Origin of the sequence: Streptomyces sp. NPDC051569 (assembly GCF_044454085.1) — a bacterium.
In the GTDB taxonomy this organism is placed as follows: domain Bacteria; phylum Actinomycetota; class Actinomycetes; order Streptomycetales; family Streptomycetaceae; genus Streptomyces.
The window spans coordinates 271,437-296,887 of record NZ_JBITDJ010000005.1; the positions used below are offsets into that span (position 1 = coordinate 271,437).

General features: G+C 71.4%; 23 protein-coding genes. 8 read left to right on the forward strand and 15 right to left on the reverse strand.

Annotation, left to right across the window (positions count from 1 at the left end; translation table 11 throughout):
* Positions 1-6: 6 nt before the first annotated feature.
* On the reverse strand, positions 7-1,305 hold the full coding sequence (locus ACIBAE_RS11850) for a glucarate dehydratase family protein (protein WP_399284178.1): 1,299 nt from the start codon (positions 1,303-1,305) through the stop codon (positions 7-9).
* Positions 1,306-1,449: 144 nt separating this feature from the next.
* Here ACIBAE_RS11850 and ACIBAE_RS11855 point away from each other — a divergent pair, with 144 nt between their 5' ends.
* Together ACIBAE_RS11855 and ACIBAE_RS11860 are read left to right on the forward strand one after the other, a co-directional pair.
* Positions 1,450-2,472 carry a phosphotransferase family protein gene (locus ACIBAE_RS11855; RefSeq protein ID WP_399284179.1) on the forward strand — a complete coding sequence of 341 codons (1,023 nt, stop codon included), beginning with the start codon at positions 1,450-1,452 and terminating at the stop codon, positions 2,470-2,472.
* 8 nt (positions 2,473-2,480) lie between these two features.
* Positions 2,481-3,695 carry an acyl-CoA dehydrogenase family protein gene (locus ACIBAE_RS11860; RefSeq protein ID WP_399284181.1) on the forward strand — a complete coding sequence of 405 codons (1,215 nt, stop codon included), beginning with the start codon at positions 2,481-2,483 and terminating at the stop codon, positions 3,693-3,695.
* 15 nt (positions 3,696-3,710) lie between these two features.
* On the opposite strand, the gene ACIBAE_RS11865 is transcribed toward ACIBAE_RS11860, so the two are convergent.
* The 3 genes from ACIBAE_RS11865 to ACIBAE_RS11875 form a co-directional block, all read right to left on the reverse strand.
* Positions 3,711-4,304, reverse strand: a complete 594-nt coding sequence (locus ACIBAE_RS11865; protein ID WP_399284182.1) for a TetR/AcrR family transcriptional regulator — start codon at positions 4,302-4,304, stop codon at positions 3,711-3,713.
* Positions 4,305-4,415: 111 nt separating this feature from the next.
* The gene (locus tag ACIBAE_RS11870) at positions 4,416-6,107 is read right to left on the reverse strand and encodes a class I adenylate-forming enzyme family protein (RefSeq protein WP_399284184.1); all 1,692 of its coding nucleotides are present in this window, start codon (positions 6,105-6,107) and stop codon (positions 4,416-4,418) included.
* Positions 6,108-6,130: 23 nt separating this feature from the next.
* Positions 6,131-6,895, reverse strand: coding sequence for an SDR family oxidoreductase (locus tag ACIBAE_RS11875; protein ID WP_399284185.1), 765 nt, complete (start codon positions 6,893-6,895; stop codon positions 6,131-6,133).
* A 204-nt stretch (positions 6,896-7,099) separates the two neighbouring features.
* On the opposite strand from ACIBAE_RS11875, the gene ACIBAE_RS11880 reads away from it, so the two are divergent.
* Positions 7,100-8,347 (forward strand): exo-beta-N-acetylmuramidase NamZ domain-containing protein, encoded by a 1,248-nt coding sequence (locus ACIBAE_RS11880; protein ID WP_399284186.1) that lies wholly within the window; start codon positions 7,100-7,102, stop codon positions 8,345-8,347.
* Positions 8,348-8,613: 266 nt separating this feature from the next.
* Complete coding sequence (locus tag ACIBAE_RS11885; protein ID WP_399284188.1) at positions 8,614-9,225, forward strand: hypothetical protein; 612 nt, start codon at positions 8,614-8,616, stop codon at positions 9,223-9,225.
* A 110-nt stretch (positions 9,226-9,335) separates the two neighbouring features.
* Here ACIBAE_RS11885 and soxR read toward each other — a convergent pair whose 3' ends face one another.
* A complete protein-coding gene (soxR, locus tag ACIBAE_RS11890) occupies positions 9,336-9,818 on the reverse strand; it encodes a redox-sensitive transcriptional activator SoxR (protein WP_399284190.1) in 483 nt (160 codons plus the stop codon).
* A 138-nt stretch (positions 9,819-9,956) separates the two neighbouring features.
* Here soxR and ACIBAE_RS11895 point away from each other — a divergent pair, with 138 nt between their 5' ends.
* Positions 9,957-10,418 (forward strand): MaoC family dehydratase, encoded by a 462-nt coding sequence (locus ACIBAE_RS11895; protein WP_399284192.1) that lies wholly within the window; start codon positions 9,957-9,959, stop codon positions 10,416-10,418.
* Between the two features lie 57 nt (positions 10,419-10,475).
* On the opposite strand, the gene ACIBAE_RS11900 is transcribed toward ACIBAE_RS11895, so the two are convergent.
* The 4 genes from ACIBAE_RS11900 to ACIBAE_RS11915 all read right to left on the reverse strand — a co-directional run bounded on the left by ACIBAE_RS11900 (position 10,476) and on the right by ACIBAE_RS11915 (position 15,942).
* Positions 10,476-11,105, reverse strand: a complete 630-nt coding sequence (locus tag ACIBAE_RS11900; RefSeq protein WP_399284193.1) for a TetR/AcrR family transcriptional regulator — start codon at positions 11,103-11,105, stop codon at positions 10,476-10,478.
* 390 nt (positions 11,106-11,495) lie between these two features.
* Positions 11,496-12,836 carry an ABC transporter ATP-binding protein gene (locus ACIBAE_RS11905; RefSeq protein ID WP_399284195.1) on the reverse strand — a complete coding sequence of 447 codons (1,341 nt, stop codon included), beginning with the start codon at positions 12,834-12,836 and terminating at the stop codon, positions 11,496-11,498.
* Positions 12,837-13,174: 338 nt separating this feature from the next.
* Positions 13,175-14,464, reverse strand: coding sequence for an MFS transporter (locus ACIBAE_RS11910; RefSeq protein ID WP_399284197.1), 1,290 nt, complete (start codon positions 14,462-14,464; stop codon positions 13,175-13,177).
* The gene (locus ACIBAE_RS11915; RefSeq protein WP_399284199.1) at positions 14,464-15,942 is read right to left on the reverse strand and encodes a CitMHS family transporter; all 1,479 of its coding nucleotides are present in this window, start codon (positions 15,940-15,942) and stop codon (positions 14,464-14,466) included. The genes ACIBAE_RS11910 and ACIBAE_RS11915 overlap by 1 nt, the downstream gene beginning before the upstream one ends.
* Before the next feature lie 224 nt (positions 15,943-16,166).
* On the opposite strand from ACIBAE_RS11915, the gene hmgA reads away from it, so the two are divergent.
* Together hmgA and ACIBAE_RS11925 are read left to right on the forward strand one after the other, a co-directional pair.
* Entirely contained in the window at positions 16,167-17,495 is a 1,329-nt protein-coding gene (gene hmgA / locus ACIBAE_RS11920; protein WP_399284200.1) for a homogentisate 1,2-dioxygenase, read from the forward strand.
* Positions 17,496-17,526: 31 nt separating this feature from the next.
* Positions 17,527-18,300, forward strand: coding sequence for a GntR family transcriptional regulator (locus ACIBAE_RS11925; protein ID WP_399284202.1), 774 nt, complete (start codon positions 17,527-17,529; stop codon positions 18,298-18,300).
* A gap of 407 nt (positions 18,301-18,707) precedes the next feature.
* Here ACIBAE_RS11925 and ACIBAE_RS11930 read toward each other — a convergent pair whose 3' ends face one another.
* Positions 18,708-18,977 (reverse strand): hypothetical protein, encoded by a 270-nt coding sequence (locus tag ACIBAE_RS11930; RefSeq protein WP_399284203.1) that lies wholly within the window; start codon positions 18,975-18,977, stop codon positions 18,708-18,710.
* Positions 18,978-19,284: 307 nt separating this feature from the next.
* Positions 19,285-20,094, reverse strand: a complete 810-nt coding sequence (locus ACIBAE_RS11935; RefSeq protein ID WP_399284205.1) for an SGNH/GDSL hydrolase family protein — start codon at positions 20,092-20,094, stop codon at positions 19,285-19,287.
* 274 nt (positions 20,095-20,368) lie between these two features.
* On the opposite strand from ACIBAE_RS11935, the gene ACIBAE_RS11940 reads away from it, so the two are divergent.
* On the forward strand, positions 20,369-21,478 hold the full coding sequence (locus ACIBAE_RS11940) for a DUF5925 domain-containing protein (RefSeq protein WP_399284206.1): 1,110 nt from the start codon (positions 20,369-20,371) through the stop codon (positions 21,476-21,478).
* 92 nt (positions 21,479-21,570) lie between these two features.
* On the opposite strand, the gene ACIBAE_RS11945 is transcribed toward ACIBAE_RS11940, so the two are convergent.
* The 4 genes from ACIBAE_RS11945 to ACIBAE_RS11960 all read right to left on the reverse strand — a co-directional run bounded on the left by ACIBAE_RS11945 (position 21,571) and on the right by ACIBAE_RS11960 (position 25,451).
* A complete protein-coding gene (locus ACIBAE_RS11945) occupies positions 21,571-21,945 on the reverse strand; it encodes a GntR family transcriptional regulator (protein WP_399284208.1) in 375 nt (124 codons plus the stop codon).
* A gap of 111 nt (positions 21,946-22,056) precedes the next feature.
* The gene (locus ACIBAE_RS11950; RefSeq protein WP_399284209.1) at positions 22,057-23,160 is read right to left on the reverse strand and encodes a methyltransferase domain-containing protein; all 1,104 of its coding nucleotides are present in this window, start codon (positions 23,158-23,160) and stop codon (positions 22,057-22,059) included.
* A 132-nt stretch (positions 23,161-23,292) separates the two neighbouring features.
* Positions 23,293-24,183 carry an esterase/lipase family protein gene (locus tag ACIBAE_RS11955; RefSeq protein WP_399284210.1) on the reverse strand — a complete coding sequence of 297 codons (891 nt, stop codon included), beginning with the start codon at positions 24,181-24,183 and terminating at the stop codon, positions 23,293-23,295.
* A 212-nt stretch (positions 24,184-24,395) separates the two neighbouring features.
* Positions 24,396-25,451, reverse strand: coding sequence for a DNA polymerase thumb domain-containing protein (locus ACIBAE_RS11960; protein WP_399284211.1), 1,056 nt, complete (start codon positions 25,449-25,451; stop codon positions 24,396-24,398).

Consider the following 25,451-nt stretch of genomic DNA (forward strand, 5'->3'; position numbering starts at 1 on the left):
TCCCGGCTACCAGCGGGGGACCGGGGGTGTCGTCCACCCCGGGTCCGCCTTCCGCATCGCCGCCGCGTCGTCGCGCTCGCGCATCGTGCCGTCGTCGGCGAGCCAACGCCGGTGCAGTACGGCGAGCCGCTCGCGGTCGAGTTCGACACCGAGCCCCGGGGCGTCGGAGACGTCGAGCCGGCCGTCCCGGAAGGTGTGCCGGACGGTGATGACGTCCTCGGTCTGCCAGGGGTAGTGGCTGTCGCAGGCGTAGTCGAGGTTCGGTACGGTCGCGGCGACGTGGGTCATCGCTGCCAGGCTGATGCCGAGATGGGTGTTGGAGTGCATGGACAGGCCGACCCCGAAGGCGCGGCAGACCGCGGCCAGTTCCCGGGTGCGGTGCAGGCCGCCCCAGTAGTGGTGGTCGGAGAGCACGACCTGCACGGCGTCCCGCGCGAAGGCGTCCGCGATCTCGGGGACGGTGGTCACGCACATGTTGGTGGCCAGCGGCACGGACGTGCCCGCCGACACCTCGGCCATCAGGTCCGTGCCGCTCGCCGGGTCCTCCAGGTATTCGAGGACGTCCGCCAGCTGCCCGGCCACGTACAGCGAGGTCGGCACGGACCAGGCCCCGTTGGGGTCGAGCCGGAGCGGCTGCCCGGGGAACGCCTCGGCCAGCGCGCGGATCGCGGCGATCTCCTGGTCGGGTTCGAAGACCCCGCCCTTGAGCTTGAAGGAGGAGAAGCCGTGGTCGCGGGCGAAGCGCCGGGCCTGGGCGACGATCCCGGCCGGGTCCAGGGCCGCGCCCCAGTCGTCCTTCTCGGCGCCGTCCGGGTGGCCCGCCCAGCGGTAGAAAAGGTACGCGCTGTACTCCACCCGGTCGCGGACCTTGCCGCCGAGCAGGGCATGCACCGGCAGGCCGAGTGTCCTGCCGAGCGCGTCCAGGCAGGCGACCTCGAAGCCGGAGACGACGGAGAGCCGGAGCTTGTCGGTGGTCTGCACCCCGCGCAGTCCGCCCGCGTCCACGCGCGCGGCCCGCTCGTCCGCGTCGCGCGCGTCGCCGCACACCTCGTCGGCGAGGGCGAACAGCCCGTTCACATCGCTGACCGACCGGCCCGGGAGCGCTTCGGCGAGCGGGCGGGCGAGCCGCAGATACTTCCCGTCCCCGTACGTCTCACCGACCCCCGTGACCCCGCCGCGCGTGACGACCTCCACCACGAGGCGGGGCGTGTACGGCTGGTGGACGCCCTGGGTATTGAGCAGCGGCGGATCGGCTATCAGGATCGGGGTGAGCCGGACCTCGTCAATGAGCAGCGCTGTATCCATACATGAACCCTATTCAGCGATGCGACCCGAGGCCAGTGCCGCGCGGCGGAAACGCGCAGGCGAAGCGGGCCGGGCACTGGACTGCATACCGACCGGTCGGCATCATGAGAGCGACCCGATGCCCGCTGATGGAGGTAAGGCCCGATGAGCCCCGTCCCCCCGCCAGGACTCGATCCCGACCGGCTGCGCGCCCATCTCGACCGCGAGCGCCCCGGCCTGGTGGGCGGACCGCTCGACGCGCGGCTGATCGAGGGCGGCCGGTCGAACCTGACGTACACCGTCACGGACGGCGCCGGGCGCTGGGTGGTCCGCCGGCCTCCGCTCGGCCATGTCCAGGCCACCGCCCATGACATGAGGCGCGAGTACCGGGTGATCGAGGCCCTGCACCCGACGGCCGTGCCGGTGCCGGAAGCGCTGCTGCTCTGCGCGGACGACTCCGTGCTCGGGGCGCCCTTCTACGTCATGGAGCAGGTCGCGGGGACCCCGTACCGTACGGCCGAACAGCTCGCGCCGCTCGGCCCCGAGCGCACCCGCGCCGCCGTGCTCGCGCTCGTCGACACGCTCGTCGAGCTGCACGCCGTCGACCCCGAGGCGGTCGGGCTCGGGGACTTCGGGCGGCCGGACGGCTTTCTCGACCGGCAGCTGCGCCGCTGGGGCAAGCAGCTGGAGGGCTCCCGCAACCGCGAGCTGGCCGGGATCGACGAACTGCGCGCGGCCCTCGGACGCGCACTGCCCGTCTCCCCCGCCGCCACGGTGATCCACGGCGACTACCGGCTCGACAACGTCCTGATCGGCGAGGACGACCGGATCAACGCCGTCCTGGACTGGGAGATGTCCACCCTCGGTGATCCGCTCACCGATCTGGGGCTGCTGGTGATGTACAGCGCGCGGCTGGAGCTGACCGGCTCCCCGGTCAGTACGACGGCGGGCGCCCCGGGACACCCCGCGCCCGGCGAACTGATCGAGCGGTACGCGGCGGGCTCGGGCCGAAACACCACGGCCATCTCCTGGTACACGGCGTTCGCCTGGTTCAAACTCGCCGTGATCCTGGAGGGCATCCACCACCGCTACACCCTCGGCCGGACGGTGGGCCCCGGCTTCGACCGGATCGGCGCCCTCGTCCCCGTCTTCATCCAGCACGGCCTCACCACCCTCCAGGAAGGCTGAGTACCCCCATGGACTTCGCATTCGACACCCGCACCGAAGAGCTGCGCGCCAAGCTGCTCACCTTCATGGACGAGCGGGTGCGTCCGGCCGAGGCCGTCGCGCGGGAGCAGCGGGCGCGGCTGGCCGACCCCTGGGACACCCCGGCGGTGGTGGGAGAGCTGAAGGCCGAGGCACGCCGGCAGGGCCTGTGGAATCTCTTCCTGCCGGACGCGGAGTACGGCGCCGGGCTGACCAATCTCCAGTACGCCCCGCTCGCCGAGATCACCGGCCACTCCCCGCAGTTGGCGCCGACCGCGCTGAACTGCGCGGCGCCCGACACCGGGAACATGGAGGTGCTGGCCCAGTTCGGCTCCGAGGAGCAGAAGAAGCAGTGGCTGGAGCCCCTGCTCGCGGGCGAGATCCGGTCGGCGTTCGCGATGACCGAGCCGGAGGTGGCGTCCTCGGACGCGACGAACATCCGGACCCGGATCACGCGGGACGGCGACGACTACGTCATCAACGGCCGCAAGTGGTACATCTCCGGGGCGATGAACCCGGACTGCGCGGTCTTCATCGTGATGGGCAAGACCGACCCGGACGGCGAGGACCTCCGCCGCCAGCAGTCGATGATCCTGGTCCCGCGCGACACCCCGGGCCTCGAAGTCCGCCGCGCCCTGCAGGTGTACGGCTACGAGGACCACTCCCACGGCGGTCATGCCGAGGTCGTGTTCGACGACGTCCGGGTACCCGCCGCGAACCTCGTCGGCGAGGAGGGCGGCGGCTTCGCGATCGCCCAGGCCCGGCTCGGCCCCGGCCGGATCCACCACTGCATGCGGCTGATCGGCATGGCGGAACGGGCCATCGAGCTGATGTGCCGGCGGGCCGTGTCCCGTACGGCCTTCGGGCGGCCGATCGCCGATCAGGGGGTCGTCCGGAACTGGATCGCGGACGCCCGGGTGAGCGTCGAACAGCTGCGGCTGCTCGTGCTCAAGACTGCCTGGCTGATGGACACCGCCGGCAACCGGGGCGCGCACACGGAGATCCAGTCCATCAAGATCGCCACACCGCGCGCGGTCGTCGACATCATCGACCGGGCCGTCCAGCTGCACGGCGCGGGCGGGGTCGGCCAGGACTTCCCGCTGGCCGAGCTGTGGGCGTCGGCGCGGACGCTGCGGCTGGCGGACGGGCCCGACGAGGTGCACCAGCGGTCACTGGCGCGACGCGAGCTGAAGAAGTACCTCTGAGCGGCCGCGCTCCGGCTACGGGCGCAGAGCCCGCAGCAGCAGGTCCGCGAGATGGTCCGCCACCTGCTGGGGGGTGAGCGGGCCGTCCGGCCGGTACCACGTGGAGAGGTGGTGGACCGAGCCGAAGTGGTAGTCGACGACCAGGTCGGCGGGGGTGGCGGTGGAGAAGACCCCGCTCCGCTGCCCCTCCTCGACCAGCGCGCGGAACCGCTCGTGGTAGCGGCGGCGTTCCACGCGTACCTGCTTGTTCTTCTCCGGGCTCAGGTGGTGCATCGAACGGAAGAAGATCGAGGCGTCGTCGAGGTTCTCGATCGTCGTCACGACGACATCGGCCGCCGCGTCCCGCAGCCGCCGCTCGACCGGTTCGTCGGCGCCGGCGAAGGCGTCGAGGCGCTCCTGCTGGAGGCGCAGGACCCGGGCGTAGACCTCCTGGAGGAGGTCCTCCTTGGAGCCGAAGTAGTGGTAGAGCGCGCCCTTGGTGACGCCCGCCGCCTCGACGATCTCCTGGACGGAGGTGCGGTCGTAGCCGCGTTCCGCGAAGAGACGGGTGGCGGCGGCCAGCAGCCGCTGGGGAACGGGGATACCGCTGCCGTCCGTCGTTCTGGCCATGTGCCGTCACCCGCCTTACGTTCCGTACCGTCCGCGCGCGGGGCCGTGCCCGCGCACGCGCTGTCCTCGCGCCGTCCTGACGCTGTCCTGACGCCTTCCGGCGAACAGTGCCTAGGGCTGGGAACGCAGTTCCCGTCTGAGGATCTTCCCACTCGTGGTTTTGGGCAGCTCAGGCAGGATCTCGACCTCGCGCGGGTACTTGTACACGGCGAGCCGCTCCTTGCAGTACGCCCCCAGCTCGCCGTCCTCCACCGTGGCGCCCGGACGCAGACTGACGTACGCCTTCACGCTCTCCCCCCGGTACGGGTCGGGGATGCCGACGACGGCCGCCTCGCGGACGGCGGGGTGCGTGTAAAGGACGTCCTCGACCTCGCGCGGCCAGACCTTGAAGCCGGACGCGTTGATCATGTCCTTCTTGCGGTCGACGACGTAGAGCCAGCCGGCGCGGTCCATGAAACCGATGTCCCCGGTGCGCAGTTCGCCGCCGGGGAAGGTGTCCTCGGTCGCCGTGGGCAGCCGCCAGTAGCCGGAGACGACCTGGGGGCCGCGGACGGCGATCTCGCCCTGCTCACCGAAGGGCACGTCCGCGCCGCTCTCGTCGATGATCCGGACGACGGTGTCGGGCCCCGGTACCCCGACGGAGAGCGTGCCGGAGACCGGGTCGACCGGGGCCTCCTTCTCGGGCGGCACGGCGGCGCAGGGGGCGGTGCATTCGGTGAGCCCGTAACCGTTGCGGATGTACGGGCCGAGGCCCTCGCGGAACTTCTCGACGAGCGCGGGCGGCAGCGGCGCGCCGCCCGAGGAGATGATCCGGAAGGAGCTGAAGTGCTCGCGGGTGACGCCCGGGTGGGCGGCGAGCGCCATGAAGGCGGTGGAGGGGCCGACGGTGTACGCGGGGCGGTGCTCCGCGAAGGCGTCGAGGACCACGCCGGGTTCGAAGCGGTAGGCGAGGGCGAGGGTGCCCGCGTTGGCGACGCAGGCGGCGAGTTCGCAGACCATGCCGGTGATGTGGAAGAGGGGCGCGAGCGCGAAGTAGACGGCGCCCTCGGCTATGGGGTGGCCGGTGCGCTGCCGTTCGGCGTTGACCATGATGTTGGCGTGGGCGTTCATGGCGCCCTTGGGTGTGCCGCTCGTACCGGAGGTGTAGCTGATCAGTGCCACATCGGTGGTCGCCGGGTCGCGTTCGGCGGGCGCGGGCAGGTTGCCTCGGGCGACGGTCAGCAGGTCGTCGGTGTCGGCGGGCTTCGGGAGGCGCTCGAAGCCGAGGACGCGCGGGTCGTCGCGGGTCTGCAGCTCCTGTTCGCCGCAGGTGAGGACGATCCGTACGGACGAGCCCGCGGCTGTGTCCCGCAGATACGCCTCCCAGCCACGGTCCGCGCAGATCAGCGCGGTGACCTCGGCGTCGGCCAGGATGTGGGCGACCTCGGCGGACTTGTACATGGGGTTGAGCGGGACGACGGTCGCGCCGGCCTTCCAGGCGCCGAGCAGCGCGAGCACGAAATGCGGGCTGTTCTGGAGCATGATCGCGACCCGGTCGCCGCGCTCCAGCCCCCGGGCGGCGAGATGGCCGGCCAGGGAGTCGGACAGCTCGTCGGTCTCGCGGTAGGTGAGCCGGCCGTCGAAGTAGGCGAGCGCCGGGCGCTCGGGGGCGCGGGCCACGGCGGCGCGGAAGGCGTGCACCACGGAGGCGGGCGGATCGATGACGGCCCGCTGGGCGTCGCTGAGCTGGGCGAGCCAGGGCCGGGCCGCGTAGACCGACTCGGGCGGTCCGGTCGGTTCGGCCGGTCCGCTCATCGCGCTCATACCGTTCGTTCCGTTCGTTCCGTTCATTCCGTGGGGTTCTCCCACTTCTGCTGCACGCGGTTCATCGTGGCCAGCCAGCGGTCCGGGTCTCCCGCGCGGGCCTGGTGGAAGCCCGCCACCTCGGGATGCGGCAGCACCAGGAAGCGGTCCTCGTCCATGGCCGCGAAGAGGGCGTCGGCGACGGCCTCCGGCTCGATGGCGGTAGGGGCGAGCACCAGCTCGCCGGCGCTGCCCGAGGCGGTGAGCATGTCCGTACGCACCCCCTGCGGGCAGATCGCGTGCACCTTGAGGCCACGGTGACGGTAGGTCAGTGAGAGCCACTCGGCATAGGCCAGCGCGCCGTGCTTGGTGACGCTGTACGGCGCGGCGCCGATCATGGTGAGCAGCCCGGCGGCGGAGACGGTGGAGACGAAGCGGCCGCTGCCGCGCTCCAGCCAGCCGGGCAGCAGCGCCCGGCTCGCCCGGACGTGCGCCATGACGTTGACGTCCCAGGCGGCCGACCAGACGTCGTCGTCCGAGAGCGCGTCACCGGGGGCGCCGAGACCGGCGTTGGCGCAGTAGACGTCCACGGTGCCGTCGAGCGCCCGGCGGGCGGCGTCCACGATCAGGGATGCGTCGCCGGGCAGCGCGATGGCGTCGATCTCCGCCGCGACGGCCTCGGCCTTGTCGGCGTCGAGGTCGTTGACGACCACGCGGGCGCCCTCGGCGGCGAATCTCCGGGCGAGCGCGGCGCCGATGCCACCGCCGGCTCCTGTGACCACAACTCCCGCGCCCCGCAGCGTACTCATGGGATCCGCCTCTCCGACCGTCCGGTACCTCGTCGGCGGACACCGCCGCCCCGCCGGCGGCGCCGACTCCAGCAGACTAACCAGTCGGTATGTGTGAGGGAAGAGTGGCGGCGCACGTCGGACCGGCGTACCACCGGAGGAATTCGGCAGGCTGGGGACCCAGCGTACGGGCCGCGCCGGAGGACTCGATCACGGAGGTGCGGAATGAGCCTGTCCCGACGACAGCTGCTGGCCGGCGGCTCGGCGGTGGGGGCCGTGACGGCGCCGGCCTGGAGATCCTCACCGGCGGCCGCACACGCCACCGGGGGCGTTCTCACGGGGTTCGACCGGCTCGCCGCCGACGGCTACCGGGCGCTGGAGGGGCAGCGGGTCGGGGTGGTCACCAATCCGACCGGGGTCACGCGGGACCTGCGCCATGTCATCGATGTGATGCACGGGGACGAACGGGTCGATCTGGTCGCCGTCTTCGGGCCCGAGCACGGCTTCCGCGGCACGGCCCAGGCGGGCGGTTCCGAGGGACGTCATGTCGATCCGGCCACCGGGCTGCCCGTGTACGACACGTATCTGCGCAGCGGGCGGCCGCTCGCCGACATCTTCACCGCGTCCGGCGTCGACACCGTCGTGTACGACATCCAGGACGCCGGCGCCCGCTTCTACACCTACATCTGGACGCTGTACGACTGCATGGAGGCGGCGGCCCTCGCGGGCAGACGGTTCGTCGTGCTGGACCGGCCCAATCCGGTCACCGGGCGGGCCGCCCTCGGGCCCGTGCTCCATCCGGAATTCGCGACGTTCGTGGGGCGCCGGTCGATCTCCCAGGCGCACGGCATGACGGTCACCGAGCTGGCGCTGCTCTTCAACGGCGTGTTCCTGACGAAGCCGGTGGAGCTGGAGATCGTACGGATGTCGGGGTGGCGGCGCGCGGACTTCTTCGACGCGACCGGACTGCCCTGGGTGCCGCCGAGCCCCAACATGCCGACGCCCGACACGGCGCTGGCGTACGCGGGGACCTGTCTCTTCGAGGGGACGAATCTGTCGGAGGGGCGCGGTACGACCCGGCCGTTCGAACTGCTCGGCGCCGACGGCGTCGACCGGTCCTGGGCAGAGGCCGCCAACGCGGCGGGGCTTTCCGGGGTGCGCCTGCGTGAGGCGTACTTCACGCCCGCCTTCTCCACGTTCGCGGGGAAGACGGTCGGCGGGGTGCAGCTGCACGTCCACGACCGGACGTCGTTCGATCCGGTACGCACCGGGATCGCGCTGCTGGTGACGGCGAAGCGGTCGTGGAGCGGTTTCGCCTGGCGCGCGGACCACTGGATCGACTCACTGACCGGGTCGGCCACGGTCCGCACGATGATCGACGCGGGGGCCGGGACGGACGAGGTGACCGGCGCCTGGCAGGACGAACTCGCCGCGTTCGACGCCGTGCGGCGGACCTACCTGTACTACCGCTGACGGCCACCGCCGCCGACCGGGGCCCGGCGCGCCGGACGTTACCGGTGGCAGGGCTCCGCGAGGGGAGCGAACTCCGCGAGGAGGGTGAACACACGTCATGTTTTCCGCATCACTGTGCGAGGTTTCTGTGAATCAACCTCGAATCCTGGTCGCTATCACCCGAGATGTCCGGCTCATCGCCGGCATCTGTTTTTTGATGGAGCCGAATGGGGCAGGCGTACGTCCATTCCACAACGCCGAAGTACGAGCGACGGAGGTGGCAGGCGGTGGCCGGATTCCGGAGTCTTGCGAGACAGGTGCGCGATCCACGCTGCGATCTGGCCTTGCGACGGTATTCACTGCGCAAGTGCCTTGAGCGGTTCGCCCCCTACGGGCACAGGGCGACCTGGGATCATCTGTGCGCGAGGCACAGCATCGAACCCGAGGACAGGGCGCCCGACCCGGCGCGGCTGACAGCCGCGCTGGACGAGTTGGAAGAGGCGCGGGCCGTATGGCTCGCGTACGAGGTGGAATTCGCGCAGCGGCGCAAGCGGGAGAAGCACGACGGGCTGAGGCGGCCCGGGAGCTTCGACGACTGGCACCGGCGGACCTGGGGCGGGAACGGCGTCGTACGGTGCGACGACCCGGCGGTCCACCCGTCGGAATCGCTCGCCGAGGTGCTGCGCCGGCTGATCGCCGGTCTGGAGACGGGCCCCGGAGCGGCCTGCCCGGTGTGTGCGGAGCGCGGCATCGTCTGGCGGCCCGATCTGTCCAACGAGCCGTGGTCGGGCCCGGTCTGCCGGGGCTGCGGCATCGTCGTACCGCAGCCCGTACTGACGTCGGAGGCGCTGGACCGGGCGAAGCGGGCGCGGCTGCGGGAGCTGGCGTCGGTGGCGTGAGACCTGCGGGGGCGGCCTCCGGAGACGGTGCGCCCCCGCGGTGTCGGTGATGCCCGTGACCCTGTGGTGCCGAATGCCGGTGTCGGTGACGCGCGGTGCGTCGGCCGGGGTCAGGAGTCCTCCGGCGCCGTACGGGCGTGGTGCTCAGGGAGAAGGCTGGAACCTGTCATACGGTCACCGAAGACGTCGTCCGGGTTGGAGAGCACGCAGTTCTCCAGGGAGAGGCAGCCGCAGCCGATGCAGTCCGTCAGGTGGTCCCGGAGCCGGCCCAGCTGCTTGATGCGCTCGTCGAGTTCCGAGCGCCAGGTCCGCGAGAGCCGGGCCCAGTCGTCGCGGTTCGGTGTCCGTCCCTCGGGGAGTTCCGCCAGGGCGACCCTGATCGTGGCGAGCGGGATACCCACCCGCTGGGCGGCGCGGACGAAGGCCACGCGGCGCAGTGCGTCCCGCCCGAAGCGGCGCTGATTGCCACTCGTCCGGCGGCTGCTGATGAGCCCCCTGGACTCGTAGAAGCGCAGGGCGGACACGGCGACGCCGCTGCGCGCCGACAGCTGGCCGACGGTGAGTTCATGAATCTTCTCGGGGATCTGCGGCACTCCTCGAAGAGTAGTGGCGCGTTGACAGGCGCGGAGCCGCCCACCATTCTGAGCAAGCGCTTGGACAGCGCTCTCCGTACGTGACGGGCGTGACGTGCTCGACGTGCTCGACGGGCTTGAGAGGCAGGGAACAGGGACATGGCTGAGCCGAGGATCTTCACCTCCGCCGATGAACTGCGCGCCGGGGTCGGCGAGCCGCTCGGTCACAGCGACTGGCTGGAGATCGACCAGAAGCGGATCGACCTCTTCGCCGAGGCCACCGGCGACCACCAGTGGATCCATGTGGATCCGGAGCGGGCAGCGGAGGGGCCGTTCGGCACGACGATCGCGCACGGCTATCTGACGCTGTCGCTGCTGCCGGTGTTCGTACCGCAGGTCATCCAGGTCGAGAATCTGAAGATGGGCGTCAACTACGGGACCAACAAGGTCCGTTTTCCCGCCCCGGTCCCCGTCGGCTCCCGGCTGCGCGCGTCGGCCGTGCTGAAGGAGGTCACGGAGGCGGGCGGAGGCGTCCAGGTCACCGTGCTCGTCACGGTGGAACGCGAAGGCGGCGACAAGCCGGTCTGCGTGGCCGAGTCCGTGTCCCGCTACTACTTCTGACTCCTGCTTCCGAGCGGATCCGGCCCGGCCACCCGCGCCGAGCCGGCCCGGGGCGGGCTACTCCGGTGGCGCCGCGACCATCCGCAGGACGAGGTCGGCGTAGAGCGCGCCGACCTCATCGGGTGTCCGGCTCCCCGCCGCGTTGAACCAGCGCGCCACATCGATGCAGAGCGACAGCACCGCGAGCGTGGTGCCGGGCACGTCGGGGACGTCGAACTCCCCGTCCCGTACGCCGTCGCTCAGGATTCCCCGCACCACCGCGCCGCTGCGCCGCCGCAGCCCGACGATCTCCGCCCGGTGCTCCTCGGCGAGCGCGTCCAGCTCGTACTGGACAACGCGTGCCGTGGTGTGGCGCTCGGCGTGCCAGCGGACGAAGGAGCGTACGGCGTCGGCGAGCCGCTCCGCCGCCGTGCCCGGGCCGTCGGCGGCGGCGGTCAGGAGCTCCAGGGCCCGGTCGTGGCCGAGTCTGCTGATCCGGTGGAGCAGCTCTTCCTTGGTCTTGTAGTGGATGTAGAGCGCCGCCGGGCTCATCCCCGCGCGTCCGGCGATGTCGCGGGTGGTGGTGGCGTGGTATCCGCGTTCGGCGAACGCCTCGACGGCGGCGACCAGCAGCCTCCGGGCCGCCTCCGGGGTGACCTCGCTCCACGGCGCGTTCTCGCCGTCCGCCATCCGCTCCGTCGTACGCATCGCTCGCCCCTTCCGCGCGCCCATCGGTCCCCTTCACCAGGACGAACACCATACCCCGAAGCTGAGCAAGCGCTTAGGGATCAGATTTCCCGGAAGGGGTCGTGGTCCGCGAGGATCTTCTCCGGCCGGGCCTGATCGACCCGGCCGGCGGTCTGCCCGGCCTCCTGCCGGTTCCTGACGACCTTGGCCAGGGTGAAGGCCGAGGTCGCCGGGAGAACGCCGCCGTGTTCCGGTGTCCGACGGGATTGTTGACGGAATGGTCAGTCGTACGGGCCGGCATCGGCGGGCGGGGTCCGGGGCACATCCGCCGCCGTACTCAGGTCCGGTGCTCAGGTCCCGCACTCAGGCTTCCCGCTCACCCGCCGGGGCGCCCGGGCGACCGCCCCGAGGTCAGCCGTCCAGACCCGGCAGGTCCCGGGGGGCGGGGCAGATCCGGCGGCCGTAGTGGTCGAAGACGTACAGATGCGCGAGATCGACGAGGAGCGGCACCTGCGCGCCCGTCCGCAGCTTCATGTCCGGGCCCGTACGGACGACCAGATCGCTCGCCGCGATGGCCGGGCGGTCCGGGGCGTACGTGGCCGGGCCCTCCTCCTGCGGTTCGTCGAGCACCACGACCGGCCCCGAGACATGCCCGGCCGCACGCTCCCGCAGCCGCTCCAGCACGCCGGGTCCGCTGCGCCTGCGGCGCGGCGCCGGCCGGGGCCGGGGCGATTCGAGATCGGTCACCGCGGCGGGCCGGGAGCCGGTGTTGAGGTGTACCAGCGCCTCATGCCCCTGATACTCCACATGCTCGACGATGCCGCTCAGGGCGACCTCGCCGGTCCGCGCCTGGCTCGGTGGCGCGATCCGGGCCGCCTCCGAGCGCAGCCCGACGATGATCTGCCGGCCCTGCTGGATCCGGAGCAACTGGTGGTCGGTGCTGAGGGGTTCGGGCAGCGGCAGGCGCTGCCGGCCGAGGTCGATCGACATCCGCCCCTCCAGCGGCGCGTACACCACGGCCTGGAGCAGATTGATGCGCGGCGTGCCGATGAAGGCGGCGACGAACACGTTCTCCGGCAGGGCGTACACGTCACGCGGCGCGCTGACCTGCTGGAGCACCCCGCCGCGCATCACCGCGACCCGGTCGCCCAGGGACATCGCCTCCGACTGATCGTGCGTCACATAGACCGTGGTGACGCCCAGTTCGGCGGTGAGCTGGGCTATCTCGGCGCGCAGATGGTTACGCAGCTTGGCGTCGAGGTTGGAGAGCGGCTCGTCCATCAGGAAGGCCGAGGGCCGCCGGGAGATGGCCCGGCCCATGGCGACCCGCTGGCGTTCGCCGCCGGAGAGCTGGCTGGGATAGCGGTCCAGCACGTTCTCGATGCCGAGCATCCGGGCGGTGGCCTCGACGCGCCGGGTGCTGTCCTCGCGCGGGTTCTCCAGACGGAGCGGGAAACCGATGTTGTCCCGGTTGGTCATGCTCGGATAGAGCGCGAAGTTCTGGAAGACCATCGCCATGCCGCGTTCCCGTGGCGGCACGAGGTTGGCGTACTCGCCGTCGAGCAGCAGTTCGCCGTCGCTGATGTCCTCCAGGCCGGCGATCATCCGGAGCACGGTCGATTTGCCGCAGCCGGAGGGGCCGAGGAGCACCACGAACTCACCGGGCGAGATGTCGAGGGAGAAGCGGTCGACGGCGCGGGTGGCACGTCCGTACGTCTTGCTGACGCTGTGCAGGGAGATGGCGCGAGTCATGGTGTTGTTCCGCCCGGGAGAAGAGGTGGAGCGGCTGCGACGCCTGAAACTAGCCGAATACGGGCGGTCAGGGAATGACTCGCGCAAGGGTTGGGCCGGGCGGTGTCAGCCGGGGCGTCCGTGGCGGGTGGTGGCGTGGCCGGTGATCCTTACCGGGACGGTGCGGCGGCCCCGGCACCGGCGGAGACACCGCCCGGGCCCTCTACGGCGGATGTGGTGGACGCGATCCGGCCGGGAGTCGTAGTCGATCAGGGCGGAATCAGGGCCGAGTCGGGGGTCGCGTCAGGAATCGGTGTCCGGGCAGAGGCGTCCGGGCAGCGGCGTCCGGGGAGCCGGACTCAGGAGCGTTCGCGGGCCGGGGTGTCGCGAGAGGTCCGTGAGGCGGCCGGGGCCGGTGCCCCCACCGGTGCCCCCGCCGACGCGCCGCCCGCCTTCCGCAGGCCGAGGCCGGCCGCGGCCACCAGCAGCGCGCCGAGCATCAGGAACGGCGCGGCCGCGCCGGCGACCCCCGCGACCAGACCCGCGGAGGCCGGCGCGGCGACCTGCCCGAGCCGGTTGCCGGTGAGCCGCAGCGCGAGGGCGGTGGAGCGGGCCCCGTCGGGAGCGGCGCGTACGACTGTCGTCATCGACAGCGGCTGGCCGACGCCCAGACAGAAGCCGAGCGCGGCGAGCATCCCGGCGAGTACCGCCACCGGCACGGGCAGGGCGATGCCCGCGCACAGGAACCCGCCGAGCAGGCAGGTGACGGTGAGCAGGACCGTACGGCCGAGCAGCCGGATCATCGGGGTCATCACCAGCCGGCAGGCGATGGTGGCGGCGGCGCGCAGGCTGAGCAGCAGGCCGATCGTGGCGGGGGCGATCCCGCGCTGCTCGCCGATCACCGGGAGGTAGGCGGTGAGGACGTCCGTCGCGGAGAGGACGGCCAGGCTGACGAAGATGCCCGCGGGCACGCCCCGGGTGCGCAGGATGGTGCGGACGGGGACCCTGGCGGATCGTTTCGGGGCCGGGGCCGGGGCCGTACGCGGCTCGATCCGCCGGAGGGAGGTGAAGGAGACGGCCGCCGCGCCCGCCGCGACGAGCAGGGCGAGGGCGCTCGTACGGGCCATCTCGCCGCCCTGTCCCGCCTGGCCGGCCTGTCCCGAGACCAGCAGGCCGGCCGCGACAGGTCCCGCGAGCTGCCCGAGGGAGGCCCCGATGGTGAAGTGGCCGAAGTCGCGGTCCTGTTCGGCCGGGGCGCTGCGGCGGGCCACGATCGACTGGGCACCGATGACGAAGCAGAGATGCCCGAGGCCCATCACTCCGCTCCAGGCGGCCAGGGCGGTGAGGGAGCCCGCCGTACCGCTGAGGGCGCAGCCGCCGGAGATGAGGACGACTCCGGCGGCCAGCAGGGGGACGCACCGCCCGTGGTCGGTCCTGCGTCCCAGCGGAACGGCGACGAAGAGCGGCAGCAGCGCGTACACCGCGGTGATGATCCCGATCGCGCGCTCGTCGGCGCCCAGGGAGAGCGCCCGGTAGGAGACGGCGGGCCGCGCCATCGACACCGCCCCCTGCGCGAAGCAGAAGGCGATGACGAGACGGAGGAGCCAGCCCCGCCCGCCGGGCGTTCGGCCCGTTCCGCTCGGAACCATCAGATGGTGCCGAAGAGGATTCCGGCGGCCAGCACCACCAGCGCGGTGAGGGCGGCCCAGGTGACGGTGAACCTGGTGTGATCGCCGAACTCGACCTTCGCCATGCCGACCAGGACGTAGACGGCGGGGACGAGCGGGCTCGACATGTGCAGCGGCTGGCCGGCGAGCGAGGCGCGGGCGATCTCCAGGGGGGTGACGCCGTGGGCGGCGCCGGCCTCGGCCAGCACCGGCAGCACTCCGAAGTAGAAGCCGTCGTTGGACATGAAGTACGTGAGGGGCAGGCTGAGCACCCCGGTGACCAGGCCCATGTGCGGGCCCATCCCCTCGGGGACGGCGCCGACGAGCCAGTCGGCCATGTGCTCGACCATGCCGGTGCCGGTGAGCACGCCGGTGAAGACGGCGGCGGCGAAGACCATCCCGGAGACGTTGAGGACGTTGTCGGCGTGGGCCGCGACGCGGGCCTTCTGGTCGGCCATGTTCGGGTAGTTGACGGTGAGGGCGAGGGCCGCGCCGATCAGGAAGAGGACCGGGATCGGCAGCAGTTCCAGGATCATCGAGGCGAGCAGGGCCACGGTGAGGCCGACGTTGAACCAGTAGAGGCGGGGGCGCAGGGTGGGCCGGTCCGGGGCGAGGCCCCGGAAGCCGTCGTCTTCCTGGGCTGGCTCCTCCCCGGTGGCCGTACCGCTGCCGCCGCCCGCCCCCGTGGGGTTCTTCACGGGGGCCGCGGCGGCGGTGGAACCGCCGGCGGCCACGAGCACCCGCTCGGTCACCGTTCCGCCCGTGGCCCCGCCCGTACTCTCGCCCGTGCTCTCGCCCGTGCCGCCGCTGCCGCTCCCGCTCTCCAGCGCCTTGTCGAGGGTGAGCGTGCCCAGACGCGTGCGCTCCCGGCGGCCGAGCACGTAGGCGAGGATCAGGACGCAGACCAGTCCGACGGCGAGCGCCGGGATCATCGGGACGAAGACATCTCCGGCGTCCACCTTGAGCGCGGTGGCCGCGCGGGCGGTCGGGCCGCCCCAGGGCAGTGTGTTCATCACGCCGTTCGCGGTCGCGGCGACGCCGGTCATCACGACCATGCTCATCCCGAGCCGCTTGTAGAGCGGATACATGGCGGAGACGGTGATCATGAACGTGGTGGAGCCGTCGCCGTCCAGCGAGACGATCGCGGCGAGCAGGGCCGTACCGACGACGATCCGCAGCGGGTCGGCCTTGCAGAAGCGCAGGATGCCCCGGACGATCGGATCGAAGAGCCCGACGTCGATCATCACACCGAAGTAGACGATGGCGAACATCAGCATCGCCGCCGTGGGAGCGAGGTCGCCGACGCCGTCGAGGACGTACTCACCCAGCTTTCCGCCCTGCCCGACGAACACGCAGAAGAGTGCTGGGATCAGCACCAGCGCCGCGATCGGCGACATCTTCTTCATCATGATCAGCACCAGGAAGGTGGCGATCATGGCGAAGCCGAGGATGGTCAGCATGGAAGCACCTCATGTTCACCCGTGAACTCACGCCGGGGGCGGCGGTCCGGATGACGTTAGGGGGCGCCTTCCGGCGTTAACAAGATGTTGACACGTGAGCAATAAGCGCAAAACACCTGGTCAGGAATGCGACGGCGTGGCGCCGTTGACGAGCCGCACGCGCAATCCTACGGTTGATCATAGGATTCACGACCCACGGCATGCCTTGAACAGGGGAGCGGACGATGAGCGGCATCGAACAGGCGCGGAAGACGGCCGAGGGCCTGGAGCACTCCCCCGGTTTCGGCAACGAGCACAGCTCGGAGGCGGTGCCGGGCGCGCTGCCGCACGGCCGTAACGCACCGCAGCGCGCGCCGCTCGGCCTCTACGCGGAGCAGCTGAGCGGCAGCGCCTTCACCGAGCCCCGCGCGCACAACCGGCGCTCCTGGCTCTACCGCATCCGCCCGTCCGCCGCGCATCCGCCCTTCGCCCGGACCGACAACGGGGCGGTGCGCGGCGCCCCGTTCACCGAGGCGGTCGCGGACCCCAACCGGCTGCGCTGGAACCCCCTCCCGGAGCCCGCCCCCGGCACCGACTTCCTGGCCGGTCTCTGGACGCTGGGCGGCAACGGGGACGCGGCGCAGCGCACCGGCATGGCGATTCACCTCTACCACGCGAACGCCCCCATGGTCGATGTGGTGTTCAGTGACGCCGATGGCGAGCTGCTGATCGTCCCGGAGCTCGGGGGTCTGCTGATCCGTACCGAACTGGGCCTGCTCGCCGCCCGCCCCGGCCAGGTCGCGCTGATCCCGCGCGGGGTGCGCTTCCGGGTCGAGCTGCTGGACGAGACGGCACGCGGATACGTGTGCGAGAACTACGGCCGGCCGTTCGTCCTCCCCGATCTCGGCCCGATCGGTGCCAACGGCCTCGCCAACGCCCGGGACTTCCTCGCGCCCGTCGCCGCGTACGAGGACGTCGAGCGGCCGACGCGGGTCGTCAACAAGTTCTGCGGCAATCTCTGGGCCGCCACCTACGACCACTCGCCGCTCGATGTCGTCGCCTGGCACGGCAACCACGTGCCGTACGTGTACGACCTGCGCCGCTTCAATGTCATCGGGTCCATCAGCTACGACCACCCGGATCCGTCGATCTTCACCGTGCTGACCTCCCCCTCCGACACCCCGGGCCTGGCCGGTGTCGACTTCGTGGTCTTCGCGCCGCGCTGGCTGGTCGGCGAGGACACCTTCCGGCCGCCGTACTTCCACCGCAATGTGATGAGCGAGTACATGGGCCTGATCGAGGGCGCGTACGACGCGAAGACGGCCGGCAAGGGAGGCTTCGTCCCGGGCGGCGGCTCCCTGCACAACATGATGTCGGCGCACGGGCCCGACCGGGAGACCTTCGAGCGGGCGAGCGCCGCCGAGCTGAAACCGCAGAAGATCGACGACGGGCTGGCCTTCATGTTCGAGACCCGCTGGCCGGTGACGGCGACCGCGCGGGCGGCCGGAGCGGCCCACCTGCAGCAGGGGTACGACCAGGTGTGGCAGGGTCTGGAGCGCCACTTCCGGCCATGACGCACATCCCTCGGAGCATGGGGAGTTACCGGTGACCGCCTTCGCCCCGGACTCGCTGGTCCTGAACCGCAAGCTGCCGCTCTGGTATCAGGTCTCGCAGTCGCTGCGTGCCTCGATACTCGGCCGCCGCCCGGAGGATCCGCTGCGGCTGCCCACCGAGGAGCGGCTCGCGGCGCACTACGGGGTCAGCGTGCTGACGATGCGCCAGGCCCTCAAGGAGCTGGAGGAGGAGGGCCTGATCAGCCGGCACCGGCGGCGCGGCACCTTCATCGAGCCGGGCGCCCGGCGCGGCGCCCCGCGCCGGCTGCTCGGCTCCATCGACGCCGTCGTGGCCCAGCAGTCCGGCGAGCGGACCACGGTCCTCGGCCACGGCCCGGCCCCGGTGCCCGGTGCGCTCGCGGAGTACTTCCCGGACCTGGACGAGGTGGTCACGTACCGGCGGCTGCGCTACGACGGCGAGAGCGGCGAGCCGGTCAACTGGGCGGAGAACGCGGTGCGTCCGGAGTTCGCGGCGGGCCTCGACGTCGCCGATCTGGAGCGCTGGCCGATGACCAAGGTGCTGCGGGACACGGTGGGCGTACGCATCAGCCGCATCACCGACACGGTCGAGGCGCGGCTCGCCGACCCGGCCACGGCCGAGCTGTTGCGGGTGCCGCTGCTCAGCCCGATCCTGCACTACACGGGGGTGACGTACGACGAGGACGGCCGGGTCGTCGATGTGGCGCGGATCCACTACCGGGGGGACCGCTTCTCCTTCTCGGTGACGGTGGAGGCGGACCTCGCGGGCGGGATCGCCCCTCCCTGACAGCTCGCCAGGCAACCCCGCCGGGCGCGCCGGCGGCAGCGGCACCGCACCCCTCACCGCTCTCGTACCCCTCGCACCCCGTCGACCGGGCGCCGGATCCGAATCATCACGAGGAGGGTCCGGAGGGCCGGTTCGCGCCGATCTGAACGGAGATGAGCGGTGGGTCGGATGGCCGGATCCATACGGTGGTGCTCGATGTTGATCATACTGTTCGTACCGTCAGCGGTGCGGCGGTTCGTCCGTGCCGGAAGTACGGGGCGACAGGTCGTACGGGACGTCATACGGGGAGAACAGGGCGCGGCGTTGACGAGGTCGGGCGATGACGGCATGAGCGGCCGGGCCGGTGGCGGGGAGAGGTCCACCGGCCGGACATGCTCTGCCGAGGGCGGCGCGGAACGCCGTAGGAGTCAGCCGCGGCTGCCGAACAGCGAGCGGCGCAGCCGCCGCAGGGGTGCGAACAGCGAGACCCGCGCGCTCTTGCCGCCGCGCGTGTGCGACGTGTCGCGTGAGGTCAGCTCGCGCATCAGCAGGGTCGCCTCGGCCGTCTCGCGCTGAGGCACGGCGGGACCGCCGAGCACCGAGAGATGGCGGTCGAGGCGCGAACTCGTCGCACTGCTTCCGCATGTGATGGCAGGGACGCGTGCGCGCGGCCTGCTGTGCACCGTTATCTGTTCCATGTCACTCCCCACCCGTACGAGGGCACCCGACCCGGGCAGGTTAACCCTATCGTTCCCCTACGACACCCGTGTATCCCGTCTGCGGGATCAACCACACCCGTACGGGGATGGACAGCTACTTCTCGATCCATCTTATTTCAGGGCGAGTTGGACAGATCACCCCGATGCTGTTCGAGGGGTTCGAGAACAACCCCTACCCAAAGCTCCCCCGTAAAACCGGTGTTGGACCCGGCAAACGCACCTGAGGCCGACACCGTCCGAACTGGACGGCGCCGGCCTCGTATGTTTCCGGCCGTCTTACCGGCGCTTACGCGACCGAGGTGAAGGCGGGCAGATAGCCGCCCGACTGACCGGCGGCGGTGGGGTGGTAGGACTCGGTGAGGTCGAACAGGTTCACACTGTGCAGCCAGGCCGACCCCGAGCAGATCTCGTGACCGGAGAAGGCGTCGGCGACACCGGCGAAGGTGAAGCCGTGGTCGGCCGCGCGCTTGGCGGTCGCCGCGTTGAGATAGTCGGAGGCGCTGTTGATCGCGGAGCGCTCCTTCTCGCTGAGCCCCACGATGCAGGTGCCGTTGAGCTGGTAGAAGCGGGGGTAGCCGAGGACGACGACGTGGGCCGACGGAGCCTTGGCTCTGATCGCGTTGTAGACGCTGTCGAGGTTCCCGGGGAGCGTGGAGTCGACGAAGCCGCGGGCCTGGGCGACCCGGCTGAGGCAGGTCGCCTCCGACTGGAGGACGCAGGTGGTCATGACATCCGCGAACCCGGCGTCATTGCCTCCGATGCTGATGCTCACGAGGTCGGTCGCCGCGTTGAGCGGGCCCAGCTGACCGGCGGTCACATCACCCGTACGAGCACCCGAGCAAGCGGTGAACGCGAACGTCGCGGGCGCGTGCGCGGCCTTCCAGAGGGCCGGGTACGCCTTGGAGCTGCGCAGGCAGTCGCCACTGGCGCTGTCGTAACTGCCTGAGCCGACACCGGAGGAGTACGAGTCGCCCAGGGCCACGTAGTCGACCGCGGCAGCGGATCCCGCGGCCTGGGCCGAGGCGGCGCCGGTGAGCGCGAGCACGGCGCCGAGGAGCAGCGCGGATGAGAACGCCGTAATTCGGGACAGTTTCATGGAACCTCTCCTTAGCAGGATTTCCGTCTCAACTTAGTTACCAGTCAGTCCACTTCACTGGAAGTGGGCATGCCAAGAACGTTGGGCGACAACTTGTTGATGACCAGTCACGATTGCGGTCATGACGACGTGATTCGCCACGGACGGAGCACATCCCGTCAAGGAGGTTCCGGGTGCGCGCCCCGCCGGGGACGACGGCGCCGCGCTGTCACGGACCGCCGCCACAGGACGAAACACCGTGCATCGGGTGGCCCGGTGACGGATCATGGGCGGCATGTCTGCCAAGCCTCAGGACGCACTGCCGATCCGGCTCACCGTCGATGACAGCGATTCGCCGTCGGACGTGGTCGACGCGCTGTTCCTCGGCCGCTTCGCGACGGGCGAGCAGCCGTACTCCCACAGCTCCACGATCGACCGGGTCAAGTCGGGAGTGACGCTGCTGCCGCCCGGCGCCACCGTGCTCCGCGCTGCCCGTGACGACGACCGCAGCGCCACCCTCGCGGAGGGCGAGGGCTGGACGCTCCTGGTCTCCCGCTGGAACCGGGGCGCCGATGTGACGGTGACGGCCGTCAGTTCCGAACTCGCCGAGACGATCCACCAGCAGGTGACCGACGGCGCGCAGGACGAGCCGGAGCCGCAGCCCGAAAACGTGACGATGGGCTTCTGGTACGTCTCGCCGAGACGCGGCCCGCACCGCACCACCCGGCAGATCGCCGCCGGTACGTGGGACGAGGTCAGAACCAACTACTCCGCGCCGGTGGCCGGCGCGATGGACCGGCTGATGAAGGTGACCCCGGACGACATCGCGGGCCGGCTGCTCCTGCTGCACGGCCCGCCGGGCACCGGCAAGACCTCGGCGCTGCGGACCCTGGCCCGTTCCTGGCGCGAGTGGTGCCAGGTCGACTGCGTACTCGACCCCGAGCGGCTCTTCAACGACGTCGGCTATCTGATGGACATCGCGATCGGTGAGGACGACGGCTCGGCCAAGGGCCGGTGGCGGCTGCTGCTCCTGGAGGACTGCGACGAGCTGATCCGCGGCGAGGCCAAACACACGGCGGGCCAGGCGCTGTCGCGGCTGCTCAACCTCACGGACGGACTGCTCGGCCAGGGCAGGAACGTCCTGGTGGGGGTGACGACCAACGAGGACCTGGAACGGCTGCACCCCGCCGTGGTCCGCCCCGGCCGCTGCCTGGCCAGGATCGAGGTGGGTTCACTGACCCGCGCGGAGGCGCTGTCCTGGCTGAGCGGGGAGAACGGCGACTGGGAGAGCGCGGTCGGCCGCGAGGGCGCGACGCTGGCGGAGCTGTACGCGCTGCGGCGCGGCAGCGGCCCGGCGTCGGTCCCGGCGCAGCAATCAGGTGCGGACGCGGGCCTCTACCTCTGACGCCTCTGGCGCCTCTGTCGCCTCTCTCGCCTCTGGCGCCTCTGTCGCCTCTGTCGCCTCTGACCGGGGCAGCATCCGGCCCCCGGCCGGGGTCACTTCGCGTACGTGGCCCGCACCGCCTCCTCGACAGCCGCCAGCGCGGCGGCCTTTCCGAGCCCGAGACGCCGCACGCGCTCCGCGTACGCCTGCGCCGCGGTCACGGCCTCCCGCTCGGCGGCGTCACCGGCGGCGGCGACGAACGTGCCGTTCCGGCCCCGGGTCTCGATCACCCCGTCGCTCTCCAGCGCCCGGTAGGCCTTGGCGACGGTGTTGGCGGCCAGCCCCAGTTCCTCGGCGAGTCCCCGTACGGTCGGGAGTCTGTACCCCACCGGCAGCGCGCCCGAGCGGGCCTTCGCCGAGATCTGGGTACGCAGTTGCTCGTACGGAGCGGTCACGGCGGCCGGGTCGATCACGATCTTCAGAGTCACGGGGCGATTCTCCCTCACACCCGGGCACGGTCGACGGCGCGCGACGGCAGCGGGATACACCATGTCCGCGCGCCGGGCCGGCGGACAGGACCCAACCTCAGTGCAATACGGCTAGGGACTCTCGGTGGTGGTCACGGGAAGCCGTACGGCCCGCCCCGGTGCGTGCGGGTCGTGAGCGATCGGGTCGCTGTCCTCGTGCCAGTGGATGACGAAGCGGTCGCCGGCGCGGTAAGCGTCAAGTCCCGCGCGGCAGTAGGCGACCAGCTCGTCCGGCAGCGCGGCGAGAGGGTGCCAGGAGAGCCCGGAGCACTTGTGCGGCTCGCGGTTGTACGGCTCGCCGCCCGCTCCGTACGCCGCCTCGAAGAACCAGCCGATCCGGGGCTCACCACCCGGGCCCCGGTGCTGCATGACCAGGGCGACACGCAGGTCGTCGGGGGTCAGCCGCACCCCGACCTCCTCGTACGCCTCGCGGATCATGGCCGTCCGGACATCCTCGCCGGACTCCACGTGGCCCGAGGGGCCGTTCAGCAGGCCGTCGCCGTACCCCGTCCCCGAGCGGCGGGCGAGCAGGACGTCATCACCCCGGCGCAGGATGAGGTGGACGTCGACCACCTCGGTATGGCGCCCGACGGGCGCCGACCGGGCGATCAGCGCGTACCGCTCGTCGTCGACCGGGCGGCCCCACAGGGCGGGGTCGGCGGAGAGACGCTCGTGGTGGACACGCTCGGTGAGCGGGGCCAGGGCCGTGATGAGCCGGGTCGCGGGCAGACCCGTGCCCGACCAGACGCCCTCGATGAGCACCAGCCGGCCGCCCGGTGTCAGCAGCGACGACCAGTGCCGCAGTACCGCCTCGGGGTCCGGCATGGTCCAGAGCAGATGGCGGGCCAGGACCACGTCGAAGGTCCGTTCCCCCACCGGCGGCCGGCCCGCGTCGCCGATCAGGACCTCGGCGCCGATGTCCGCCAGCTTGGTCCTCGCCAGCGCGGCCATGCGCGGGGAGAGATCGACGGCCGTCACCTGGTGGCCCTGCTCGGCCGCGAGCAGGGCGAGGCTGCCCGTACCGCAGCCGAGGTCGAGCACCCGGGACGGCTCCCCCGGCAGCCAGTCGGTCATCCGGGCAGCCCAAGCCGCCCGGACGGCGGGGTCCAGCAGCCCGTGGTCGGGCTCCTGGTCGAAGGAGTCGGCGAGGGAGTCCCAGTCGTCGGTCGTCGTCATGTGCCGAGGATGGCAGCCACCACTGACAGCGGGGCTTGCGCACCGCCCGACCAGCCGTCCGACCCGCCGTCCGACCCGCCGCCCCGCCCGCCGGATCCGGGCGCGCGAGGACGGCGGTCGCTCGTCAGCCGGTCACGAGAAGCACGTGGTCGGGGTGGTGTGCGCCGGGTCGAGGGCGTTGGCCACCTCGTGCGCGGCCACGAGGTCGATCGTGCCGATCGCCACGTGCTCGGAGAGATCGACCGGACACAGGTCCTGGAGCAGCACGTTGCGCACGTCGGGACCGGTGAGGTACTGCGTGCGGTACGGCGTGACCACCTCGTCGTACCGCGTGGCGATGACGGTGTAGTGCACGCCGGGCACCGTGTCGCCGCCCGCGTTGAGCTTGGTGAGGACGGCGGAGCCGGCCACCTGGTCGGTGAGCGCGGGGGTCTTGGCGTTCAGCAGGTCCTTCGCCCCGGGGAAGTACGGCAGGAGCTGGGTCAGCCCGAGCAGGGTGGTGCCGTGGTTGCTGGGCGCGATACCGACCAGGGCGTTCACCTTCGCCGCCCCGCCGAGGAACTTCAGGTAGTAGCGCGGCATCATGCCGCCCTGGGAGTGGCCGACGATGTCGGCCTTCGCGGCGCCGGTCGCGGCGAGCACTCTGTCGACATACGTGGCGAGCTGTGCGGCGGAGGCGTCGACGGGGCCGAGTCCGTAGAAGACCGGCACGCCGGGGAGCTGTCCGTAGTCCAGGGAGAAGACGCAGTAGCCGCGGTTCACCAGGTACGGAGCGAGCGTGAGCCAGTTGTCGACGGCGTTGCCCAGGGTTCCGTGGACCAGGACGACGGGGCGGGGATGCGCGGCGGAGGGCTTGCAGGAGTAGTCGTTCCAGCCGCTGCTCGGCGCTGACGCGGAGACAGAGAGGGAGGCGGAGGGGGAAACGGAAGGGGAGGCCGTCGCGGCTACGGCGGGGGTGACGGTGACGGTGGCGGCCAGTAGCAGCGCGGCCAGGGGGCCGAGGGCGCGTTTCCAGGGCAGCATCAGGCGATCTCCTTGCGGCTCAAGGGAATGGCGATGACGGTCAACCCTGCGGCCCGGACCACAAGTTATGACTGTGCTCATGCCAAGTTACGCATGAGTAGAAAGGCGAAGGGAAGTTACGCGTCGGTAAAAAATCCGACGCGTCGTCACCTTAGGCTCACCCGCCCGGCGATCCCGGCATCAACACCGGCGGACCGGCCTCGGCCGGGTGCTCACGCCACGTCTCTGCCGTCCTGTGCTCTCCGGTGCGCCGGACCGGCCGGCCGGGGGCGGGCGGCCCTGTCCGCGGAAGCCGGGGCCGTCAGGCCGACGACGGCCGCGGGGCCCACGACTCCGGGCCACCGGGCGGCGATACGGTCGACAACGGGCTCCAGAAGACGTGCCTTGTCCGCCTGAGGGTCGAAAGTCAGTTGGTAGCCGATGGATTCCGCGGCCGTCAGGTCCTCGGCCCTGAGGGCGAGCGCCGATACACGCGCCCGCTGGAGCCCCAGGGCGTCGTGCAGGGCGTACGCGAGAGCGGCCAGCACCGGTGTGTGGGCGGTCGGTTCCGGAAGCGCGCGCGTACGCGTGGTGGTCGAACCGTCCGCGTAGCGCACGGTGAGGGTGAGAGCACGAGCCACCTGCTCCTCGTCCCGCAGGCGCCACCCGATGTCGGCCGAGAGCCCGAGCAGGACTCGGCGGCGTTCGGTCCCGTCGAGTTCGTACCGGCTGAACCGGTGGTCGGCGCCGGCCGAACGTGCCGGAGAGTTCGGCACCACGGACTCCCGGTCGATTCCACGGGCGCGTTCATGGATGAGGCGCCCTTTCTTCGCACCCAGTATCCGCTGCAGAACGGCCGCCGGAGCGTCCGCCACCTTCCCGACGGAGTCCAGCCCGTACCCGCTCAACGTGCGGGCCGTCCTCGGCCCCACTCCGGGAAGCGCCGCCACCCGCTTGGACTCCAGGAAGGACGCGACCTCTCTCGGATCGTCCGCGACGAACCGGACAGCCCCCGGGGTTCCGTCGGCTGCCGCCATCCTGGCGAGCAGGGGGTTGGCCGCCACACCGATGGTGCATTCGAGGCCGTGCAGGGCCAAGGCGCGTACACGTATCAGTTTCGCGATCTCGACCGCGTCCCGACGGAAGTACCGGGTACTCCTCCCCACGTCCGCCAGTACCGCGTCCGGGGGCAACGCCTCAACCACCGGGGTGACATCGCCCAGCAGCCGCAGGAGCGTTTCCCAGGTCTCCCCGGCACGGTCCGCGGAGTGGACGTAGAGGACACGCAT

What these genes read in the sequence shown, in the direction of transcription:
- ACIBAE_RS11910 (WP_399284197.1), bottom strand. Translation starts at nt 14,464, where the DNA reads ATGGTTCCGAGCGGAACGGGCCGAACGCCCGGCGGGCGGGGCTGGCTC.
- hmgA (WP_399284200.1), top strand. Translation starts at nt 16,167, where the DNA reads ATGAGCGGCATCGAACAGGCGCGGAAGACGGCCGAGGGCCTGGAGCAC.
- ACIBAE_RS11950 (WP_399284209.1), bottom strand. Translation starts at nt 23,160, where the DNA reads ATGACGACGACCGACGACTGGGACTCCCTCGCCGACTCCTTCGACCAG.
- ACIBAE_RS11935 (WP_399284205.1), bottom strand. Translation starts at nt 20,094, where the DNA reads ATGAAACTGTCCCGAATTACGGCGTTCTCATCCGCGCTGCTCCTCGGC.
- ACIBAE_RS11880 (WP_399284186.1), top strand. Translation starts at nt 7,100, where the DNA reads ATGAGCCTGTCCCGACGACAGCTGCTGGCCGGCGGCTCGGCGGTGGGG.
- ACIBAE_RS11860 (WP_399284181.1), top strand. Translation starts at nt 2,481, where the DNA reads ATGGACTTCGCATTCGACACCCGCACCGAAGAGCTGCGCGCCAAGCTG.
- ACIBAE_RS11855 (WP_399284179.1), top strand. Translation starts at nt 1,450, where the DNA reads ATGAGCCCCGTCCCCCCGCCAGGACTCGATCCCGACCGGCTGCGCGCC.
- ACIBAE_RS11865 (WP_399284182.1), bottom strand. Translation starts at nt 4,304, where the DNA reads ATGGCCAGAACGACGGACGGCAGCGGTATCCCCGTTCCCCAGCGGCTG.
- ACIBAE_RS11955 (WP_399284210.1), bottom strand. Translation starts at nt 24,183, where the DNA reads ATGCTGCCCTGGAAACGCGCCCTCGGCCCCCTGGCCGCGCTGCTACTG.
- ACIBAE_RS11895 (WP_399284192.1), top strand. Translation starts at nt 9,957, where the DNA reads ATGGCTGAGCCGAGGATCTTCACCTCCGCCGATGAACTGCGCGCCGGG.
- ACIBAE_RS11960 (WP_399284211.1), bottom strand. Translation starts at nt 25,451, where the DNA reads ATGCGTGTCCTCTACGTCCACTCCGCGGACCGTGCCGGGGAGACCTGG.
- ACIBAE_RS11940 (WP_399284206.1), top strand. Translation starts at nt 20,369, where the DNA reads ATGTCTGCCAAGCCTCAGGACGCACTGCCGATCCGGCTCACCGTCGAT.
- ACIBAE_RS11850 (WP_399284178.1), bottom strand. Translation starts at nt 1,305, where the DNA reads ATGGATACAGCGCTGCTCATTGACGAGGTCCGGCTCACCCCGATCCTG.
- ACIBAE_RS11915 (WP_399284199.1), bottom strand. Translation starts at nt 15,942, where the DNA reads ATGCTGACCATCCTCGGCTTCGCCATGATCGCCACCTTCCTGGTGCTG.
- ACIBAE_RS11930 (WP_399284203.1), bottom strand. Translation starts at nt 18,977, where the DNA reads ATGGAACAGATAACGGTGCACAGCAGGCCGCGCGCACGCGTCCCTGCC.
- ACIBAE_RS11870 (WP_399284184.1), bottom strand. Translation starts at nt 6,107, where the DNA reads ATGAGCGCGATGAGCGGACCGGCCGAACCGACCGGACCGCCCGAGTCG.
- ACIBAE_RS11905 (WP_399284195.1), bottom strand. Translation starts at nt 12,836, where the DNA reads ATGACTCGCGCCATCTCCCTGCACAGCGTCAGCAAGACGTACGGACGT.
- ACIBAE_RS11875 (WP_399284185.1), bottom strand. Translation starts at nt 6,895, where the DNA reads ATGAGTACGCTGCGGGGCGCGGGAGTTGTGGTCACAGGAGCCGGCGGT.
- ACIBAE_RS11900 (WP_399284193.1), bottom strand. Translation starts at nt 11,105, where the DNA reads ATGCGTACGACGGAGCGGATGGCGGACGGCGAGAACGCGCCGTGGAGC.